We start from the raw sequence: 2,489 nt of genomic DNA, 5'->3' as shown, positions 1-2,489 counted from the left end.
GCGCGCCCGAGAGACCGGTCTCCAGGCCCGCACCCGCACCGAGCGCACCGTTCACCGCGCCCGAGAGGTCGGTGCCGAGGGTCGCGCCCGCACCGAGGGCGGTGTTCACCGTGGTGCCGAGGGTGGTTTCGAGGTTGGCGGCGGAGTCGATGGCTCCGGTGAGGGTGGTGGACAGGGCCGCGCCGGCTTGGGCGGCGCCGTTCACGGCCGCGTCGATGCCCGCCTGCAGGCCCGCGCCCGCGGTCAGGCCACCGGTGAGGGCCGAGGTGAGGTCGGCGGCGGCTTGGGTGCCGAGGACGCCGGAGAGGTTGGCCTCCAGGCCGGTCGCGGCGTCGGCGGCGGTGGAGACCGCTCCGCCGAGACCCGCGGACAGGCCCGCGCCGAGGTTGGCGGCCGCACCGACCGCGCCGCCGATTCCGCTGTTGAGGCCCAATTCCAGACCGGATCCGGCATCGCCGGTGAAGCAGATCTCGGTGGCGGTGGCGGTGCCGAGGTTCACCGCGCCGTTCACACCCGCGGCACCATTAACAGCGGTCCCAAGATTCACACCGGCCCCACCGTTGACGGCGGTCGAACCGTTCAGTCCGGCAGCACCGTTCAATCCGGCAGCGCCGTTCAATCCGGTGGCCGCGCCCGCGCCGCCGCCCGCCGCGATGATCGCGCCGAGTTGCGAACCTCCGGTTACCAGCGCGGATTCGGCGACCATGGGCGCCACGGCGGCGATGTCCTCGGGGGTCACGTTCTCCAATCCGGCATTAATCAGGGCCTGGCCCGGATTGGCGCAGTAGCCGACTGCTGCTTCGTGATCCCGCAGCAGATTGAGGATGAACTCGAGAATTGCGTTGGGGCTCATGGCGAATCGTCTCCTGGGTGCGGCGGAGCCCGGATGGCCCGCCCTGCTCGACTGTCCTTTCACGTTAGGAACCCGACGCGTTACGCCGAAACGGGGACGAGCCCCCCGGTGTGGCGTGTCGCCGCGTTAGGGGCCGGGTGCCCGTTAGGGGAATTTCCCCGAACCTGGGTGGGAATCGGTAACGATGACCCCCCAGCAACCGACAGCACCCATGGGCAACACGCCCCGCACCACCGTTTTCATACATTTCGGACCGAACAGCTTTCGTGCAGCACGCGCATCACCCGTCGCGTGTTTCGAATCGACAGGGGATCTCGAATGAGTCAGGGGATGGCGCTCGGCATTACCGTCGGGTCGTCGAATACGGTCGCCGTGACATCTTCGGGGGGCCAGCGAAGAGTGCACGTCCGGCCGAGTCTGCTCGGTGCGGAGCGAGAGGTTCCGGAGAGTGTGCTGGCCCGAGTCGGGGACCCGGTGGACATCCGGATGCGAGACGGATCCGCCGTGCGCGCGGCGGATCTCGTGGCCGCGGCGGTCGGCCGAGCCGTGGACGACTCCGGCCCCGCCGCGGCCATGGTGGCCTGCTATCCGGCCTGGTGGAGCCAGCACACCGTGGAGGTGCAGCGCACCGCGCTGAACACCGCCGGACTCGACGGCGTGGCCCTGGTACCGGAGCCGACGGCCGCCCTGCGCTGGCTCCAGGAGGTGCACGAATCCAGCCACGACGGATCGATGATCGTGTACGACCTCGGCGCGACGGGGTTGACGGTCTCCCTGGCGCGCACCGGCGCGCTCTCCGGACTGCTGGGTGAGCCGGTGCGCTCGACCACCGTCGCGGGCGCGGAATTCGACCTGTTGATAACCCGCTACGTACTCGAATTCGCGACCGGCGAAAAGGATTTCGATCCCTTCGATCCCGTGGTGGAGCAGGAATTGTCCACCCTGCGCGGACTGTGCGCGATCGCGAAGGAAACGCTTTCCAAGAATACGGCGACCATGGTGCCGGTGCGGCTGCCCGGAATCGGCGGAGTCGATGTCCGGCTGGTGCGCGACGAGGTCGAGGAACTGTTCCGCGGTCCGCTGCTCGCCTCGGCCGATCTGGTCCGCGAGGCCGTGCGCCGCGCCGGAATCACCATCGACGAGGTGGACGGCATTCTGCTCACCGGCGGCGGTGCGGCCATTCCCCTGGTGACAGAACTGCTTTCGACCGAATTCGGTATTCCGGTGGCCGCCGCCACCGATCCCGCACACCTGAGCGCACACGGCGCGGCCCTGCTCGCCGCCGATCTGCTGGCCGATACGACCGCGACCGAACCTCATCCGGCCGTGGTCGAATCGCCGCGCCTGCTGCCGAGCGGAAACGCCGCCGCGCGAGGCGATTCCGACCGTGTTCAACCGCCGTCCGATCTCGCCGTGCCGGATGACGACGCGGAGAGCGTTGCGGCCGACCGGGTTCCGCCACTACCCCCACTCCCCGACGCCGAGGCGCGCGGCGGTTTCGCGCATTGGCGGCGGGTGGCGGTGATCGGCGCGGCGACGGTCGCGGTGGCGGCGCTGGCGACCGGAACACTGGCCATGGGCGTCGGCACCCAATCCGCACCGTCGGATTCTCCTGCGCCGCAGTCGCCTTCGACCT

Annotated in this window: 2 protein-coding genes; one reads left to right on the top strand and one right to left on the bottom strand. The window is 69.8% G+C overall.

Annotated elements, in window-relative coordinates; genetic code table 11:
- Positions 1–853: IniB N-terminal domain-containing protein (locus NA10_RS35000; RefSeq protein ID WP_218021643.1), on the bottom strand; the 853-nt coding region annotated here is incomplete at its 3' end.
- A 318-nt stretch (positions 854–1,171) separates the two neighbouring features.
- On the opposite strand from NA10_RS35000, the gene NA10_RS34995 reads away from it, so the two are divergent.
- The coding region (locus tag NA10_RS34995) for an Hsp70 family protein (protein ID WP_169812707.1) at positions 1,172–2,489 on the top strand (1,318 nt) is incomplete at its 3' end.

Source organism: Nocardia acidivorans NBRC 108247, assembly GCF_001625085.1.
Taxonomy (GTDB): domain Bacteria; phylum Actinomycetota; class Actinomycetes; order Mycobacteriales; family Mycobacteriaceae; genus Nocardia; species Nocardia acidivorans.
This window is presented reverse-complemented; position numbering and strand designations above follow the sequence as displayed.